This is a genomic window from Shewanella sp. UCD-FRSSP16_17 (assembly GCF_001675935.1).
In the GTDB taxonomy this organism is placed as follows: domain Bacteria; phylum Pseudomonadota; class Gammaproteobacteria; order Enterobacterales; family Shewanellaceae; genus Shewanella; species Shewanella japonica.
Window position 1 is genome coordinate 187,694 of record NZ_LZFV01000046.1, and the last position, 17,517, is coordinate 205,210.

The 17,517-nt window shown below is 42.5% G+C and carries 14 protein-coding genes; 6 read left to right on the top strand and 8 right to left on the bottom strand.

Translation table 11 applies throughout. The annotated features are described in order from the left end of the window. Positions 1-5 precede the first annotated feature (5 nt). The gene (gene ftsY / locus A9267_RS17970; RefSeq protein WP_065110184.1) at positions 6-1,613 is read right to left on the bottom strand and encodes a signal recognition particle-docking protein FtsY; all 1,608 of its coding nucleotides are present in this window, start codon (positions 1,611-1,613) and stop codon (positions 6-8) included. 179 nt (positions 1,614-1,792) lie between these two features. On the opposite strand from ftsY, the gene rsmD reads away from it, so the two are divergent. After that, the gene (gene rsmD, locus A9267_RS17975) at positions 1,793-2,377 is read left to right on the top strand and encodes a 16S rRNA (guanine(966)-N(2))-methyltransferase RsmD (protein ID WP_065110185.1); all 585 of its coding nucleotides are present in this window, start codon (positions 1,793-1,795) and stop codon (positions 2,375-2,377) included. Between the two features lie 9 nt (positions 2,378-2,386). Further along, positions 2,387-2,671, top strand: coding sequence for a DUF1145 domain-containing protein (locus A9267_RS17980; RefSeq protein WP_055025385.1), 285 nt, complete (start codon positions 2,387-2,389; stop codon positions 2,669-2,671). A gap of 368 nt (positions 2,672-3,039) precedes the next feature. On the opposite strand, the gene A9267_RS17985 is transcribed toward A9267_RS17980, so the two are convergent. Further along, complete coding sequence (locus A9267_RS17985) at positions 3,040-3,603, bottom strand: NapC/NirT family cytochrome c (protein ID WP_055025386.1); 564 nt, start codon at positions 3,601-3,603, stop codon at positions 3,040-3,042. Between the two features lie 453 nt (positions 3,604-4,056). On the opposite strand from A9267_RS17985, the gene A9267_RS17990 reads away from it, so the two are divergent. The 3 genes from A9267_RS17990 (at position 4,057) to A9267_RS18000 (ending at position 9,509) form a co-directional block, all read left to right on the top strand. Further along, positions 4,057-4,485, top strand: coding sequence for a hypothetical protein (locus A9267_RS17990; RefSeq protein WP_156669196.1), 429 nt, complete (start codon positions 4,057-4,059; stop codon positions 4,483-4,485). Between the two features lie 221 nt (positions 4,486-4,706). Next, on the top strand, positions 4,707-6,353 hold the full coding sequence (locus tag A9267_RS17995) for an efflux RND transporter periplasmic adaptor subunit (protein ID WP_082972447.1): 1,647 nt from the start codon (positions 4,707-4,709) through the stop codon (positions 6,351-6,353). Positions 6,354-6,365: 12 nt separating this feature from the next. After that, positions 6,366-9,509, top strand: a complete 3,144-nt coding sequence (locus tag A9267_RS18000) for an efflux RND transporter permease subunit (protein WP_065110187.1) — start codon at positions 6,366-6,368, stop codon at positions 9,507-9,509. A gap of 75 nt (positions 9,510-9,584) precedes the next feature. Here A9267_RS18000 and A9267_RS18005 read toward each other — a convergent pair whose 3' ends face one another. The 4 genes from A9267_RS18005 to A9267_RS18020 all read right to left on the bottom strand — a co-directional run bounded on the left by A9267_RS18005 (position 9,585) and on the right by A9267_RS18020 (position 12,547). Continuing rightward, a complete protein-coding gene (locus tag A9267_RS18005; protein WP_065110188.1) occupies positions 9,585-9,851 on the bottom strand; it encodes a tetraspanin family protein in 267 nt (88 codons plus the stop codon). 98 nt (positions 9,852-9,949) lie between these two features. Further along, entirely contained in the window at positions 9,950-10,744 is a 795-nt protein-coding gene (locus A9267_RS18010) for a VOC family protein (protein WP_065110189.1), read from the bottom strand. A 238-nt stretch (positions 10,745-10,982) separates the two neighbouring features. Then, a complete protein-coding gene (locus A9267_RS18015; protein ID WP_065110190.1) occupies positions 10,983-12,206 on the bottom strand; it encodes an HlyD family secretion protein in 1,224 nt (407 codons plus the stop codon). Further along, on the bottom strand, positions 12,203-12,547 hold the full coding sequence (locus A9267_RS18020) for a hypothetical protein (protein WP_055025415.1): 345 nt from the start codon (positions 12,545-12,547) through the stop codon (positions 12,203-12,205). Before A9267_RS18020 ends, A9267_RS18015 begins: the two co-directional genes overlap by 4 nt. Before the next feature lie 160 nt (positions 12,548-12,707). On the opposite strand from A9267_RS18020, the gene A9267_RS18025 reads away from it, so the two are divergent. After that, positions 12,708-13,751, top strand: a complete 1,044-nt coding sequence (locus A9267_RS18025) for a helix-turn-helix domain-containing protein (protein WP_065110191.1) — start codon at positions 12,708-12,710, stop codon at positions 13,749-13,751. Positions 13,752-13,785: 34 nt separating this feature from the next. On the opposite strand, the gene mtr is transcribed toward A9267_RS18025, so the two are convergent. Both mtr and plsB read right to left on the bottom strand, forming a co-directional pair. Next, positions 13,786-15,030: a tryptophan permease gene (gene mtr, locus A9267_RS18030; RefSeq protein WP_055025393.1), complete on the bottom strand. Its 1,245-nt coding sequence runs from the start codon at positions 15,028-15,030 to the stop codon at positions 13,786-13,788. Positions 15,031-15,041: 11 nt separating this feature from the next. Continuing rightward, positions 15,042-17,462 (bottom strand): glycerol-3-phosphate 1-O-acyltransferase PlsB, encoded by a 2,421-nt coding sequence (gene plsB / locus A9267_RS18035; RefSeq protein ID WP_065110192.1) that lies wholly within the window; start codon positions 17,460-17,462, stop codon positions 15,042-15,044. Positions 17,463-17,517: the final 55 nt, after the last annotated feature.

Genomic DNA, 17,517 nt, shown 5'->3' on the forward strand with positions numbered 1-17,517 from the left:
TATGACTATTCTGCCTTGTCTTGACTAAATAATGCTTCGATAAAATCGTTTGAATTAAAGGTACGTAAATCATCAATTTGCTCACCCACACCGATATGACGGATTGGGATAGTAAACTTATCAGCAATGGCAAAAATAACCCCGCCTTTTGCTGTACCGTCTAACTTACTGATGGTAATACCTGTTACACCAACCGCTTCTTGGAATAATTGCGCTTGGCTAATGGCATTTTGTCCTGTACTTGCATCTAGCGTTAACATCACTTCATGCGGTGCATTAGGGTCTAATTTTTTCATGACACGAACAACTTTTTTCAGTTCTTCCATCAAGTGACCTTTGTTTTGTAAACGTCCTGCGGTATCTGCAATTAATACATCAACGTTTCGTGCTTTAGCCGCTTGCAATGCATCAAATAACACGGATGCGCTGTCTGCACCAGTATGTTGCGCAACAACCGGAATATCATTACGCTGCCCCCATACTTGTAATTGCTCAACAGCTGCTGCACGGAAAGTATCGCCCGCAGCTAACATGACAGATTTGCCTTGTTTTTGATACTGTTTTGCCAATTTACCTATGGTGGTTGTCTTACCAACACCATTCACACCAACCATTAAAATAACATAAGGGCCGTCACTGTTTTCAGGTACAAGAGGGATAGCAACAGGATCGAGAATTTTTTGCATTTCATCACGCATCAGCTCATATAAAGCTTCAGCATCTTTTAACTGTTTACGTGATGCACTCTCTGTCAAACTATCGATTAGGCGAGTTGTGGTTTCAACGCCCACATCTGCAATCAGTAGTTGCTCTTCGAGTTCTTCAAATAACTCGTCATCAATTTTTTTCCCGCGGAAAATACCCATAAATCCGCTACCAATGTTTTCACTGGTGCGTAATAGGCCACGCTTTAGTCGTGCAAATAAGCCTTCTTTAGCAGGTTTTGCTTGCGGCTCATCAATGAGTTCAGCATCAGTTTGCTGCGCTTCTTCGGCTAAACGTTCTTCTTCAGCAATACGTGCCGCCTCTTGTTCGGCTGCTTCTTGCTCTGCTGCAAGTTGCTCCTCAGCTAAACGTTCTTGTTCAAGACGTTCTTGCTCAAGGCGCTCTTGTTGAAGGCGCTCTTGCTCAACGCGTTCGGCTTCTAGACGTGCTTGTTCCTGCTTGGCTTGCTCAAGGGCGGCTTGTTCACGTTCTTGTTGCTGACGCTGCTCTTCAGCAATACGAGCAGCTTCTTGTTCTGCTGCAAGTTGTTCCGCAGCTAAACGTTCTTGTTCAAGGCGCTCTTGTTGAAGGCGTTCTTGCTCAACACGTTCGGCTTCTAGACGTGCTTGTTCCTGCTTGGCTTGCTCAAGGGCGACTTGTTCAAGACGTTCTTGTTCAAGACGTTCGGCTTCTAGACGCGCTTGTTCCTGCTTGGCTTGCTCAAGCTCTGCTTGCTCATGTTCTTTTTGCAGACGCTGTTCTTCAGCAAGGCGTGCTGCTTCCTGTTCTTGCGCTTGCTGATCAGCATGACTGGTATCAATTTGCTCTTGTGCGCTCTCGGTTGTTACTTTCTCTTGTTCTTTGGTTTTGTCTTTACGAAACCACGAAAAAAAACCTTTCTTTGCCATGTCTACTACCAGTGCTTATTGAGCTAAAAAAATTCGGAAAAATAGTCTCGATAGCCCATTCATCATAATGTACAAAGGATTGCTCACCCTTACACTTCAGTTTGGTATAAAATATCGAGTATTCTAATTGGTTGCATAGTCTACCACTTTCTTTGTTCAGGCAAAATCACGAGGGCAAAATGTCCAAAAATAACTCGGCAAGCGGCCAAGTCAGAATCATTTCAGGGCAATGGCGTTCACGTAAGCTCCCTATTCATAACCTTGAAGGTTTACGTCCAACCACAGACAGAGTACGAGAAACCCTGTTTAACTGGCTTTCAAGTGATGTTCGTGGTGCACGAGTATTAGATTGCTTTGCAGGCAGCGGAGCATTAAGTCTTGAATCGCTTTCTCGTTACGCCAGTTATGCACGCATTTTTGAATTACAAACCAGCGCAGCCAAACAGCTAACTCAAAATTTGCAAACCTTACAGTGCGACAATGCAGACGTCATTAATGGCGACAGCTTGGCTATACTTGAAAAAGGCTCAATGGATAAACAAGGCTTTGATATCGTGTTTGTCGACCCACCGTTTCGAAAAAACTTAGCGAACAAGACCATTGCTTTACTGGATGAAAAGCAATGGCTCAACGAGAATGCGCAGATTTATGTCGAGACGGAATCTGAACTTGATGTCCTTGAGCTACCCAATACTTGGGTGGAGCTAAAACAGAAAAAGGCAGGTCAAGTGATCTACCGTTTATTCCAATATCAAATCGATTAAAGGTCAATAATGAAGTTTTTTATTACTGCAGGTAAAAGCTTTACCCTACTCACTTGGTTAGTGATGTTTTATAACCTGTTTATTCCTTTTGAAGGGCAAGTCAGTATTATTTTAAATATCTTGTTGCTGATTACAGTGATGATGCATTTCTTCCAGCTACTGATATTTCATACGATGTTTAGCAGCTTACTTAAACTTAAACTCATTGATTATATTAAGGTATATTTTTTCGGTGTCTTTGGGTTATTAGTCTACCGCCAAAAGGTGTTAGACCTACCACCAGCAGAAAAATAATCATATTTCTGCTTTGATATAAGCCTCACAAATGTGGGGCTTTTTTAATTGCCTACCTTGTCATTACCTACCATGTCATTAACTACAGTATCGCTCGCAATAAACTCTGCTACCCAGCTCCTTTAATATGAGGGTACAAACTTTGAGTGTCGGCGATATGTTAATTGGTATCGTTTTTTAACTGGTCATATTGTTAAATTCGTAATAACGGCCGGCCTTTTGATTTCCTTTTCTGTTTATTCGTTTCTTCTATTCTTAAGAGGTGATTCCAAATTTAAGCCATAAAAAAACCTCGCWATWGCGAGGTTTTTCTAATCGGTAGTCTCTCAGGTCATCACTCCAAATGAACTACCCTTGTATAGGTCTACTTACTTTTTAGGGTAAGGGTGAGCAACACCTTTATGACAATCTACACAAGTCTTTCTCTTATCGCCTTCTTGCTTGGCGTTGCGTTCATGCATTCTTTTAGCCATTTTCTTCATTGTTTCAGGCTGGTCTTCGTAGATGCGAGTATGACAATGTTGACAGTTAGCTGAGTCCGTTGCGCGGAAGTACTCAAGTGCTAAGTCAGCTTGTTCTTTACGGTTTTCATCTAACCAAGCTTGCGTGTTGAAGTCTTTGATAGTCACAAAACCATATAGATCTTTCGATACAATGATTTTCTTGATCAAGTAATCAACTGGACCGTGTGGAAGGTGACAATCTTGACACTGAACTGTCACACCAGCACTACCGCCGCCGTGAGCTGAAGCAAGGACTTCATCTTTCAGTGAATGGTTACTATGACAAGTCATACAGAATTCATCTGTACTGGTTGCATGTAAAGTTTGTTGAGTAGCGAAGTAGCCCACTACACCCATAACCACACCGACAATAATCAGTGCAATAATTGAATATTTTGCGCTAGGTTTAAAAAGTGCACGCCAGTTCATCACTCATCTCCAATATAGAATATTTAATTTATAATTTTTGAACTCTAAAATATAATTTTTAAATTCTAAAAATAATAATTATATTCTAGGTTGTTTTAACCTTAAAAAAATGATTTAAGGACATGTTTTAATTAATAAGTTGCCAAATTATGCTCAAAATGAGAGCCAGATCTAAATAACCACATAAATAGTGACTCAATACAACTTACTTAAACCTAATACAAGCTGAGCATATTCGCAAAGATTCTTTAACTTGATACAATACTCCTCATATCAAGCACGCCATATTAACGCATTGAACTATCTTGGTTTTAATGGGTCTAGATGAAAAGTTAGGCTTTTTATGACACTTTGATTGCTGGCAAGTTGTTAACAAGCTATATTTGGCACTTGTATCATTGCTTGCCTCAAATGTTCATCACTTATTTGTTTGTTGGCACCGATTGGAGAACCATGAAGCTTTCATTATCGCATCACATCATGACTTTCCTCGCTTTGTTCGCTTTACTCGGACAAGGTTTGGTGACTAATGGCTATGCGATGGTTATGCCGAGCATGACACATGACGCTTACGAACTCGCCTCTGCTACAAATGTTAAGCACCACATGGGCAGTGCAATGGCATCTTCAGCAGATGAAGAAGATCATTCATGTTGCGACACCATGCCTGAAATGGTGCAAATGGCATCAAGTGCCTGTTGTGATTCAGTGTCTGGATGCAGCATCGACTGTGGACATTGCTTAACAATCTCAATGACCGGTCACTTGCAAAGCCTGGATATCACCTTAGCGACACCCATTAATATCAAAGCTGAAGCCACAGCTCTGCCGCATTTCTTTTTCCATCAAACTTTACCCGCATTCAAACCTCCCATCGTATAACAACCTTTGCTATATCAGCCGCTTTACTTGTGCCAAAGCATAGGTACAGAAGGCATGAGCACAACGGTAGGTATACACTGAGATACATCACAGAGTAATACCGCTTGTTCATACTGAAAGTCAGCTGTTATAGCCACAGCCAATTTCAATGCTTTACTGACAAGATATTTAGGCGAATTTGTGCGTCACAGCGACGCATATAAGCGCCATTTGAGGTTTTTATGAAACACATAAACTGTATATTGATTGCGATTTCTGTTGGGTTCTCGCTTGTTTCGATGCCATCTCAGGCACAACAGCATAGTCAAATACATCAAGCGACTGAGCAGAGTTATGTTTGCCCAATGCACCCAGAAGAAACCAGCCATGAAAAAGGCCGTTGCCCTCAGTGCAACATGTTTTTAGTTCACCAGTCGACAGAACAAGTATCCAGCTCCCATGCTGCCAAAGACATAGCTCAAGAAGAGACTAAAAATACCTCCACTTATGTTTGCCCAATGCATCCAGAAGAAACCAGCCACGAAAAAGGCCGTTGCCCTCAGTGCAATATGTTTTTAGTGAAAGAAGAAGAGGAGGAATTTTCCGCAGATGAACATGCCGGACATGCCCATGCAATGGCGTCCACTGTCGTCGATACTTCTACCCAAACGAAAGCAGACAATATCCTAAGCCAGCCTAAACCCACGCTAACACCTGCTAACAAGCAAGCACAGACGAGTCATATTAAATACGTTTGCCCTATGCACCCTCACGTGGTTTCAGATGAACCTGGCAGCTGTCCTATTTGTGGTATGGATTTAGAAAAAGTCACCATGGGCGATGCAAGTTCTAGTGAGATACTTGTCGGCGTATCAGGCGGTATGCAACAAGCTTTAGGTATGCGCAGTGAACAAGTTACAAGCGGAACCTTATGGAAATTAGTACGTACAATCGGAACCGTTGAATACAATGAAAACCGAATTGGTCACGCCCATACTCGTGTTGATGGCTGGCTGGAAACGTTAATGGTGCACAATGTCGGCCAGAAAGTGAAAAAAGGTCAACTGCTTTATGAACTCTATTCGCCTGAGTTGATCACAGCACAAGATGATTATATGCAAGCCATTGATTACCTTAAACAAGATAAAGCACGCGGCGCAAGCTTGCTGCGCAAAGCACGTATGCGTCTAGAGCTATTAGGAGTGAGTGATAGCACCATCAAACAACTTGAACGCACAGGTGAAACCATTTACCGCGTACCTTACTACGCTGACCAAGATGGGTTTGTCAGCAAACTGTCGGTAAGGCACGGCATGTTTGTTGAACCTGGCACAACATTATTTGAAATCGTTGATTTAAAAAGTGTTTGGGTGATTGCTGATGTATTTGAAAACGAGCAAAGCTGGCTTGAGATTGGACGCCCCGTTGAAGTGTCTTCTGCGGCTCAAGGGATTTTCGATTTAGAATCGACCATTGACTACATATACCCAGAGCTCGATCCCGTCTCAAAAGCAATGCGTGTGCGCATCAAGCTGGATAACCCAGGTAAGCAATTAAAACCCGGCACTCTGGTCGATGTAAAATTGTTTGGTGGGCCAAAACGTAATGTGCTTTCCATTCCAACTGAAGCGCTCATTCTTACTGGACGAGAAAATCGCGTTGTTGTGCAGCGTGACAATAACAGCTTTGCCTCAGTTCCCGTAAAAGTTGGCATGATTGCTCAAGGTAAAGCCGAGATTATTGATGGTTTAGATGAAGGTGAAAAAGTCATTGTTTCTGGTCAATTCTTGTTAGATTCCGAAGCCAGCATTCAAGGCAGTTTACAACGTCTAAGTGGCAGTAATGCAGACAACACCACTGACACATCAGATGCGCATGCGCATCATTAATCGGAGACTGTCATGTTAGCAAAAATAATCAGTACTTCGATTAAGCAGCGAGCAATGGTGTTACTACTCACCCTTGTTGTTGCATTAGTTGGTTATCAAGCGATGCGAACAACACCGCTGGATGCTTTGCCTGACTTGTCTGACGTACAAGTGATTGTTAAAACATCGTATCCTGGGCAAGCACCACAGCTTGTGGAAGATCAAATTACCTACCCGTTATCAACAGCCATGCTTGCTGTACCTGGCGCAAAAACGGTGCGTGGTTTTTCCATGTTTGGCGACTCGTATGTCTACATCATCTTCGAAGATGGCACCGATATTTATTGGGCTCGTTCAAGAGTATTGGAATACCTTTCGCAAACCCAAACCCAGCTACCTGATAATGTCACCCCTACATTAGGGCCTGATGCCTCTGGGGTTGGTTGGGTATTTCAGTACGCGTTAGTTGACCGCAAAGGCCAGCATGATTTAGCCCAACTTCGTTCACTGCAAGACTGGTTTTTAAAGCTTGAATTACAAAGTGTGGCTGGCGTTTCAGAAGTCGCAACGATTGGCGGTATGGAGCAGTCTTATCAAATCATTGTCGATCCGCATAAGCTGGCCTTATATCAAATTGATTTGATGACGGTTAAAAATGCGCTCGATAACTCCAACAGTTCTACCGGCGGGTCAGTCATCGAAATGGCTGAAGCCGAATACATGATTACCTCAACCGGTTATCGCCAAACCTTGGCTGACTTTAACGAAATTCCATTAGGCATTGTTTCTGATTCAGGTATTCCTGTATTGATGAAAGATGTCGCCCAACTGCGCACAGGCCCAAGCGCAAGACGTGGTATCGCAGAATTAGACGGTGAAGGTGAAGTGGTTGGTGGCATTGTTGTCATGCGCTACGGCGAAAACGCTTTATCCACTATCAACAATGTTAAGCAAAAGCTGACAGAAATCGCAAACGGCTTACCCGATGGGGTGGAGTTAGTCATCACTTATGACCGTTCACAGCTCATCCTTAATTCAGTGGATAACCTTAAAAACAAAGTCTTAGAAGAGATGTTGGTTGTTGGCATCATTTGTCTGATTTTCTTACTTCATGCCCGCTCAACATTGGTAGCGATTATTTCACTGCCTATCTCAATTTTAATCAGCTTTATTGCGATGAACTTGATTGGCGTTAATGCCAATATCATGAGTTTAGGCGGCATTGCCATTGCCATTGGAGCGGTAGTGGATGCAGCCATTGTCATGGTGGAAAATACCCACAAACATCTTGAACATTACCGACAGCAACATCAGGGCCAAGCGCCCACAGGAGAAGCGCACTGGGAGCTGGTACGCAAAGCCTCTATCGAAGTCGGTCCGGCGCTTTTCTTTAGTCTGTTGATTATCACCTTAAGCTTTATTCCAGTGTTTGCTCTTGAAGCTCAAGAAGGACGTTTATTTCATCCGTTAGCATTCACTAAAACATTTGCGATGGCAGCCAGTGCTTTGCTGGCTATCACCCTTATCCCTGTATTAATGGGATATTTTGTTCGAGGCAAGATCCCTGACGAGAAAAAGAACCCACTCAGCCGCTTGCTCATTGCGATGTATGAGCCCTTACTCAGATTGGTATTACGCTTTCCCAAGTTCACCATTTTATTAGCGATAATCGCCCTAGGTAGTGCGGTTTATCCTATGACGAAAATGGGCAGTGAGTTCATGCCTGAACTCGAAGAAGGCGACTTGCTTTATATGCCAACAACCTTACCTGGCGTTAGCGCTGGTAAAGCCGCTGAAATTTTGCAGCAAACAGACCGATTAATTAAGACTGTACCTGAAGTTAAGCGGGTGTTTGGTAAAGTCGGACGCGCCATGACCGCAACAGATCCCGCACCGTTAACCATGCTAGAAACCACAATCATGTTAGCGCCTCGTGATACATGGCGTGAAGGTATGACACTTGAAGGGATCATTGCAGAGTTACAGCAAACGGTCAGAATCCCCGGTATGACCAACGCATGGGTGCAACCCATTAAAACCCGTATTGATATGCTCTCCACGGGGGTGCGTACCCCCGTTGGTATCAAGATTTCAGGCGCCAATATTGATGAGTTACAACGTATTGGTACTGAGATTGAAGCTGTCGTCAGTTCACTACCTGGCACTAAGTCAGCTTTTGCCCAACGAACCAGCGGCGGACGTTATATTGATATTGAGCCCAATCTTAAAAACGCTGCTCGATATGGTATGACATTAAAAGACATACAAGATGTAGTACAAATGGCCATTGGCGGTATGCAAGTCGGACAATCGATTCAAGGGCAAGAGCGTTATCCCATTAATATTCGATACCCAAGAGAGTTGCGTGACAGCATAGAAAAACTTACCGCATTGCCTGTCCTGACAAAAACAGGGAAATATTTGCCATTAGGCAATTTAGCCAGCATTACGATTAGCGATGGGGCTCCCATGTTGGCCAGTGAAAACGGCAGGTTAATCAGTTGGGTATTTGTCGATTTAGACAATATATCTATCGGTGAGTATATCGAGACAGCTCGATCAGCATTAGATGAGCAGATCCAATTACCAGCACGATATAGCTATACCTTCGCTGGGCAATATGAGTATATGCAGCGAGTCGAAGCCAAAATGGAGTTAGTCATTCCTTTAATGATTGCGGTGATATTTATGCTGCTAATGATGACGTTTGGTTCATTCACTCAAGCTTCAGTGATTATGCTGAGTTTGCCATTTTCATTAGTAGGAAGTGCTTGGCTATTGTATTTACTGGACTTCAATTTCTCGGTTGCCGTCTCTGTCGGCATGATTGCGCTGGCTGGCGTGGCTGCTGAATTTGGGGTCGTCATGCAAGTTTATTTAAATAACAGTATTAAAGATAGAAAAAGCCAAGGCCAATACCAACAACGCAGCGACTTAACCGAAGCATTAATTCATGGAGCGGTGATGCGAATTCGTCCGAAAGCGATGACGGTTGCGACCATTTTCTTCGGCTTACTACCAATCATGTGGGGCAGTGGTACAGGTAATGAGGTGATGCAAAAAATTGCCGCCCCTATGGTCGGTGGCATGGTCACTGCGCCGTTATTATCCTTGTTTGTTATACCTGCTATTTACTTGTTGATTTACGGAAGAAAGCTCCCAAAAACAATCAGCTAAACTTAGTTAACACCTAGTAATAGCACATTAAAAAAGGCGCAAATGGCGCCTTTTTTTTAAAAATAATCACATTATTTAAGAATCATCGTGTTCTATTTGCTGTTTGATACGAGCAAGCCGAAACATACTGACTAATCCCCATAACATGATACTCGCACCGACGGCCATCATAACGTAAAGCACATTGGGGTTATCTAACATTGGCAAAGCCTCAAGCCTGTAGCCAACAACTATCCCATATAGACCTATCGCTAATAGCAATGTCCCAGGTAAATCAATTATTGCCACCAGCATCATTTTCTTTTTAATTTCAGCGAGTTTGTGTTCTTTCGTTTGCTGCATGCTGCTTCCTTGAGCTCTGTTGATTTCCGTGAAGGCTTTGCTAAACCATCAGCAAAGCATCATTAAGCTATCAAACCAAAAGCCTAAGTTAAAGCAGATTATCCGTTAGCAACAGGTAAGCTTAACTTGATAATAGAAAACGTCCCACCTTGAGGGTCATCTATCACTGCAAAGCGACCAACATCTGGAATATCAGTAGGAGGCACGCAAACTTTACCGCCCAATTCTTCTGCCTTTTGCGCCATCATGTCGCAATCATCGACACTAAAATACAACATCCAATGCGATGGCATATCACCAAACTCTTCGGTCATCTCCATCATGCCGCCAACAGCTTGCTTAGCAACAAGCCACTGCACATATTCAGCAACACCCACTTCTGACATATCCACGGACTCAGTATCAAAACCCAAAACCTGACAATAAAAGTTCTTCGATACGCCAACATTGCGGCACATGTACTCTACCCAACATAAGGTGTTTGGCTCAAAAGTGCGCTTGATACCTATATGTTCTATCGCCTGCCAAATTGAAAAACGAGCACCTTCAGGGTCGCGACAGACGGCCATTTTTCCAGAATCACCCACAGCATGTGGCCCTGCGATAATTTCTCCACCAGCATGCTGGATAGCTTTAACGGTTTCAGCGACATCATCAACCGCAAAGTACAACTCCCAATGCGTGGGAAGGCTGGCCATTTCTTTGGGCATTTGATACATAGCGGCAATATCATCTCCGTCTATTTGTAGCATAGTGTAATGCCCTTCAGGCATAGGCATATCATCAGGATGCCATTGAAATAACGCTTGATAAAATCCTTTTGCGGAATACCAATCATGAGTGGCCAGTTCCACCCAGCAAGGCTGACCTTGCATGTAGTGAGTCACATTCATAAACCTATCCTTGAAAAGTATATTTGCTCAGTGCGATTAACGGCAAAGTTATCTGATATTCACTATCAAGACTAAAACTGACACTGCAAATATTTTGGAAATCATGTCTATAGTTAAGACCGTTTTAGTTAGCCTGTCGAGGGAATAATCAGTTTAATTTGCACCATAAAAAAACGCCCTCTTGCGAGAGCGTTTTTAACGCGATATACCATTCAAACTTTGGTTGTATAACTCGAGGTTATATTGACCAGATGTAGTATATTTGCGACTTCATTCTGATAATAATTCCACGAATTACATCCAAGAAAGCAAGGAACTCAATTGGTTTAGCTGCCGATACCCATGCTAAGCCTACCGAGCCGACTGGAATATCGAAGCCCTCAGCTTCATGTAATTTCAAGCGCACGAAATGGTGCTTGTTATTAATGTTCTGCCCCGTTGTTTGTCTCACATTGTCATCTCGAGCAAGCAAACTACCTTGGGCTTCGCCTGTGGCTTCAATTATCCCTTCAACTTCCGCATTGAAAATTTTGCTAGGATATACTGCTGAAGCAAACTCGGCCATCTGTCCAACTTCAACATTACGAATCGCTTGATGATTCACCCTCATTAGCACGTACTTCTCATCGGTATACATTTGAATACGAGGTGCAACCCCCACATACTGTCCTTCACGCATGATGAAGTTCGTTAAATAACCATCTGCAGGTGCAAAAACCTTAGTATTGTCCAAGTTCCATTGCGCCTGAGCCACATTTTCAAGTTCACTGTCTAAATCAGACTGACGGCTTTCTACTGTTAAGTGTGCTTTTTGAATATCTAACTTTGCTTTTTGTACTTGGGTATTCGATTTGGCAATTTGTGTCACATACGAATCCACTTTCGCTTGCGCTAAATCGACAGCCGTTTGTTGCTCATCTAGCTGACTTTCAGTAATGGTGTCAGCCACTTTACTGTTTTGTTCAACATAACGATTCATGGTGGTTTGCTTCCACACCAAGTCTTTTTTACTCGCATGCAGTTGGTTTTGATTAATCGCAACATCAGACTGCGCAGCGTGTAACACTTTTTCAGCGATACCTATATCTTCTTTAGCAAGTGACAATGCAACCTTAGCTGTTTGTTGCTGCACTTTAGCCTTATTCAGCGCTATTTGATAAGGCTCATCATCTATCTCGTAGATTAATTGCCCTGCTGTTACTCTTTGATTAGGTTCGACATAGATACCTTTTACATTACCTTTAATTTGTGTCGAAGCTGGACGCAATTGAATATGCGGAGATTGCACAACAGAGCCACCTGTAATATCCATAGGCGCATAGTTTAATAGTCCTACCCATACAAACAGTAACCAGCCAGCACCGCCTAAGTATGAAAAAGCTTTTGTGCCTTTATTCCAAGGCATACCTACCAAGCGTAAAATATAGATAAACAACGCCCAAACAGCTAAACCTTCAATCATGAGCTAATCTCCTCTTTTGCTGGAGTGGCGGTAACAGGCTCTTCCCGTTCATTCTCTCGCCAAATATCTCTGATCCTTCTTAATGCTTTACCACTATCAATAAACGCGACCATGACTGCTAACACCCAAACCCAATGCCAGATAAATCCTATCCATGTGAGCGCAGTAATCAGTCCTATTTGTTGATGTTTTTCTTTGTGAGCTTTATGAATCGGCAACTCGTGAACTTTCCAAAAACCGAATCCTGCGGCAGCGACAGCCCCGACCAATACAACTAAAGCCACACCATGAAGTGCAACATCAACTCCAGAATCGACGAATGGCATACTGAATAAACTCATAGTGATTGCACCTCTTGTTAACTTAGATGCTGCGTAGTGTGCACCCAAACGACAAAACTACAACACAAAGTAACCATACGTATCAATTATCATTGTTTTTTGATATATATAGTTACTTAAATATCATCTACCGATCCCAAGCACTTAACGAGAAATTGACATGGCATTTGAAGTTTCATTTATTCGAGTTTGCTGCATTTTACCCGTGCTAAAAGGGGTTGAAGCCCACTATGGCATCACAGCAAAGGATCTATCGATCCCTCAAAGCTTGTTGAATGAGCCCATGACATTAATCCCTTACTCGGAAGTATCAATGTGGCTGAGTAAGATTGAGCAATTATCGAATGTTCAAGATTATATGTTGACGCTCCAACACTACTTAACCGTCAACCAATTTAATATGCCTAACAACTGGTTCTTGGCGACTCCAGACTTGGCAATTACCTTTCGGCGCATTAACTATGCCATGGCTTGTTTTCATTCAGGTGCAAGTTACTACGGTGCTCAGTCGAATAAGATTATTAAATGGTGCTATCGCAATAACTATGTCAGCGGCAAAGCCAAATCCCATGACTCGCTCCGCATAGCCTTAACACTGCTAAATACCTGCAAGCACTTTTTAGGCAAAGACTTCACCCCGATTAAAGTGATGCTCAGCGGCCCCGCCATTAACCAACAGGAGAGCGAAGCGATATTTGGAACCAAAGTGACCTGGAATGCGCCGCAAACCGAGATATGGCTTGATGTCGACTCCTTGATTAGCTCTGAACAACACTTTTTGGCTTCGCTATCCACCTCCCAACATATTCAGCGCAATAACAAAAGTAGTATTAGCCTCAATCAACTCGACTCATATTTAAATATGCCTCAACCCCATGACACGCCTAAAGTGCTTTATGAGCTGGTGAATTACATACGTTTTTATGGTTTACCCACATTAGATTCCCTTTCGGAATTATGTGGTTTTTCGAAACAACAATTACAGCGACGATTGCAGCGTAATGGCTTTAGTTTTACAGAGTTAATGCGCTATATCTTAGGAAATTTAGCAGTGAAATATATGCTTGAAGGCAAAGAAGTTAAAGAGATTTCGCAGCTACTTGGCTATGCCAGTGTTCGCAGCTTCAGTAAAAGTTTTAGGCGATTACATCATCAATCACCGACTCAGTACGTTGAAAAATTGCATCAAAAAAGCCCTCAATAGAGGGCTTTTTTAGATTATCAATATTGCGTATAGCTTATCGATAAACAGGCAATAAATCAGCCATTGCCAATAAGTGACAAGCTGCTGTTAACACACCAAAAAGAATCACTACAACCACTAGCGGCGTACCACCAGGAACTCTAAAGCTATTCTCATCAGGGAACATTTTACGTGACTTATACGCCATCATCGCTGGCACAATAGCAGCCCAAATTGTCGCGGCAAGAGCGGCAAAACCAATAGCGATTAAAAAACCATCTGGGAATAATAAGCCTAAGATGGTTGGCGGTATAAAGGTCACAGCAGCGGTCTTGATTCGGCCATTAGCTGATTCATCAAAATCAAATAAGTCAGCTAAATAATCAAACAAGCCTAAGGTCACCCCTAAGAAAGATGACGCAACGGCCAAATTAGCAAACAAAGTTAACATGGTATTTAGCCAAGCACTGGACATCACATCTGACAATGCCGCAACCAATACGCCCATATTCCCACCTTGAGCGATAATATCGCTAAAATGACTACGAGGAATATTGCCCATGGTGGCAATTAACCAGCACGTGTAAATCACTAACGCGATAAAGGTACCGATACAAATCGCCTTGATAATCACATTAGGCTGCTTGCCATAATACTTAACTAAGCTTGGCACATTGCCGTGATAACCAAAGCTTGTCAGACCAAAAGGAATGGCAGCTAAAATATATGGAGCAAAACTCGCCTGTCCGTCAGGGACTAACAAGTTCACGGTTTCCACATCAATCAGCAAATTACCGACGGCTAAAAAGAAAGTAATGATCATCCCGCCAAGCATTACTGTCGTAATACGGTCGACCACTTTAGTGCTAATCATCACAATCGCAGCAAGCACAAGGGCAAACACTAAGCCTGCAATACTTTGTGGTAAATGAATGCCCATACCTGACAAGGTGTGGTTCACAATAGAGCCACCACCACTGATATAAGCGTAAGTCAGAATATATAATACGAAGGTAATGGAAAGCCCATTAACTATCCGCCAGAATTGGCCTAATGTCACTTTGGTTAACGTGTCGAAACTGTCGCCAGGTTTAAAATGCAAGTTGGTTTCAAGTAGCATTAAGCCTGACACCAACATACAAAACCAAATACCGATTAGCATGGCAATGGAATAGCCAAACCACATACCAGCACTGACAACAGGAAGGGAAAACATACCGGCACCGACTGTGGTACCGGCAATAATCATAGCACCGCCTAATAATGATTTATTGTGCGGTTGTGATTGTGTTGAACTCATAAAGTTAGTGGTTACCCATGTTCCATAGTGACGCTATCTACTATGGTTTTACGAACAGATAAACGCAACATACCATTGGCATGGTCGCGAATTCGGATGACAGCAAACTGATTGTCATTACCCGACAAGTGCCCTAATTCTTTTAATTTTACACTCAAATTATTGTAGAGTTTTTTATCATAAAACTCTGGCGCAGTAATTCCGTGTAAAGCACCTAAACGCTGAGCTAATAAGTGGCTCGCGCTTTCTAGATCTGAACGTTCAATATCCGGTTTATAAGCCAATAAATTAAAGATAATCGCGTAACGTTGTAATGTCTCACTGACAGTTTCAGACAATAACATTAACTGGGTAATATTACTTTGATTGAGTTCAAACTCGTCTGTACCCGAAATAAGCTGTTGCTCAACAAATAAGTTTAATACGCTATCAATGTAAGCGGGTAAGTCTTCAATCCCCATAAACAACTCAGCCTTGAGTAGCGGATAGAAGTCATTAACGATTTCATGAATTTTTTGACGATTAAACTCTTCGTATTGCACCAAGCAACTCGCAATTAACGAAGGAACTGCCATTAAATGGATGATGTTATTACGGTAGTAGCTCATCGCAATTGCTGAAGACTCTTCAATCGCAATAATTTCACCAATTTGATCAGTGTGCGAAGTAAACTTTTTCAGTGATAGACATTGATCAACTAATTCACTAGCACTGCCTTGAGCAACTGAGGTGTAATCAGTGTAAGGTACTTCTTTCATCAATTTAAGATATAAATCTAGCTGACGTTCCAGCTCTGTGCGCTCTAATGCATTTTGTTCAGCGGCTAATAACACCATACTGGTTAACGTAACAGAGCTCGCAGCTGCTGCACTGTTAATGTTTGTCATCACTTTATTGGCTAATTGATTAACCGCAGGCGTTAACCATGTTGGTTTTTGCTCGGGATCTTTAGCCACTTCTTCACGCCAATCTGGCGACTGCTGATTTAAGAACTGCTGTACGTTAATTGGCTCACCAAAGTTAACGTAACCTTGTCCAAAGTTACCCAACTTACGCAATGCACCAAACACTTGCCATACAGATTCTTTTTGCTTTTTCTTACCACTTAATTCTTTATGATAAGTCGACACTTCCATGACATGATCGTAGCCAAGATACACTGGCACTAAGGTCACAGGACGCTCGATACCCCGCAATACGCTGTTTACCGTCATCGCTAGCATGCCTGTTTTAGGAGCAAGTAGACGGCCAGTACGTGAACGACCACCCTCAGTGAAATACTCAACTGAATAGCCTTTAGCAAATAGTTGATCTAAATACTCTCTGAATACTGCGGTATAAAGCTTATTACCGTTAAAACTACGACGGATAAAGAAGGCACCACCACGGCGGAACATTGGACCTGCCGGCCAAAAGTTAAGATTAATCCCTGCCGCAATATGCGGTGGAACCATGCCTTGATAATAAAGAATATATGACAGTAACAAGTAATCCATATGGCTTCGATGACACGGCACATAAACGATTTCATGACCATCATGATGCAGTTTACGAACTTGCTCCGCACTCTTGATGCTAATACCACTGTATAACTTGTTCCAAAGCCAAGTTAAGAAACGCTCAGCAATACGAATCAAGTTATCCGAATAGTCTGCCGCGATTTCATCAAGGTACTCAATGGCTTTTTCACGTGCCTTTTCTTCGGGAATTTTTTTGTTAACGGCTTCTTCTTGAATGGCACGCTTGATGGATTCTGACTTTAACAGCGAATTGAACATCGCTTGACGATTAGGAAGCTGAGGCCCCGTCATCACCTTACGTTGTCGGCGAAAATGCACACGAGCCACACGGATAAGCTTATGCGCAATACTGACATCTGTGCCGTGTTCATCAGCCATATAACGCAGCGACATGGCATTAGAAAATTGAATGAAGTTATGGCGACCTAAAAATAGAATCATTAACCATTTACGTAACCATGTTGGGTTTTCACGCTCAAAAACCGCAGCGGTCATGGTGTCATCTTCTTTACCTGGGATACGCCCCCAATATAGGCTTACAGGCACAAGCTGGATGTCGAGTTCTTTGTTCTTTTGGTGTAATTCGAGCAACTTAGTAAAGTTTGCTACAAATTTATCGCTACTATGGCGCTTACCAAACAAGGGTTTACGCCCTTCCACACACACAATTCTAGGGGTATTGAAACCATCAACATCTAACCGTTCATACGGACTTGGCAAGTTATATTTAGCTGTCATTTCATGTAAGGCAGCAATATCACTCAGCGACTCCGTTTTCATCACATAGACCACTGGCTTGTCAGGATCTAAGTTAAGGTCAGCGAACGGATCTTCAGGCACAACAACACTGTGTACCATTAATTTCTGAATCCAACGTAATGATTTAGCAATGATAGAATCTGGTTTTAGCATGGGTCTTCGCATTATCAACAACGATTTATTGCGCATAGGATACCAGAATATCATT